The organism is Microtetraspora sp. AC03309, from assembly GCF_020826795.1.
GTDB lineage: Bacteria > Actinomycetota > Actinomycetes > Streptosporangiales > Streptosporangiaceae > Microtetraspora > Microtetraspora glauca.
The window spans coordinates 1-398 of sequence record NZ_JADDIL010000603.1 but is presented as its reverse complement, the minus strand read 5'-3'; the positions used below and the strand labels follow the sequence as shown (position 1 = coordinate 398).

The 398-nt window shown below is 65.3% G+C and carries 1 protein-coding gene; it reads left to right on the top strand.

The genetic code is table 11. From position 1 onward, the window contains the following. Positions 1-9: 9 nt before the first annotated feature. The coding region (locus IMZ11_RS44560) for an MFS transporter (RefSeq protein ID WP_228649838.1) at positions 10-398 on the top strand (389 nt) is incomplete at its 3' end.

Genomic DNA, 398 nt, shown 5'->3' with positions numbered 1-398 from the left:
GTGGGGACCATGTTGCTGCTGGCCAATCCCGGCCTGCCACTGTGGCCGTACCTGCTGTGCGCGGCCCTGGCCGGCTTCGGCGGCGGCAACTTCGCCTCCTCGATGACCAACATCAACGCCTTCTACCCGCAGCGGCTCAAGGGCTGGGCGTTGGGACTCAACGCCGGCGGCGGAAACATCGGCGTGCCGATGATCCAGCTGGTCGGCCTGCTGGTCATCGCCACGGCAGGCAACCGGGCCCCGTACTGGGTCTGCGCCGTCTACCTCGTCGCCCTGGCCGTCGCCGGTATCGGTGCCGCGCTCTACATGGACAACCTCGACCAGCACAAGATCGACCTGGGCGCGATGAAAGCAATTCTGGCAGAACGTGATACCTGGGTGATCTCGTTGCTCTACAT